At 65.1% G+C, this 475-nt stretch carries 1 protein-coding gene; it reads right to left on the bottom strand.

Annotation, left to right across the window (positions count from 1 at the left end; genetic code table 11):
* Positions 1-73 precede the first annotated feature (73 nt).
* Positions 74-475 (bottom strand): AMP-binding enzyme (locus RNB18_RS51360; RefSeq protein WP_449657660.1); only part of this gene is annotated, 402 nt, incomplete at its 5' end.

Here is a 475-nt window from a genome sequence, read left to right as displayed (position 1 = left end):
GCGTTGCGGGCCTCCGGACGGTTGATCGTGATGAGCGCGACGTTGCCTCTGCGCTCCACAATGGCGGCATCAGTCATGAATTCTCCTTCTGCGGATTGTTGGCGTTCTGTGAGTGGGAGTTGTCGTCGATCTGTCCGGCACCGAGCTCCGCCAGCATGGCCAGCAGACGCCGACGGTCAACCTTCAGCGCCGCACCCCGGGGTAGCGCATCGACCACGAACACCTGGGCGGGCACCTCATACGGCGTGAGCACCGTACGGCAATGCTGACGCAATGCCTCACCATCGATTTCTGCTCCCGGCCGCAATTCGACTGCGGCAACCGGGATCTGGCCCAAACGGCGATCGGGGATGGGCGCCACGGCGGCGTCGGCGACGGCCGGATGTGTGCGCAATGCCCGCACCACCGTCTCCGGGGCCACCTTGAATCCCCCTCGGACGATGACGTCATCTGCGCGGCCGTCGATGTAGAGGAA

It is taken from the genome of Streptomyces doebereineriae (assembly GCF_031845645.1).
Classification (GTDB): Bacteria; Actinomycetota; Actinomycetes; order Streptomycetales; family Streptomycetaceae; genus Streptomyces; species Streptomyces canus.
This window is presented reverse-complemented; position numbering and strand designations above follow the sequence as displayed.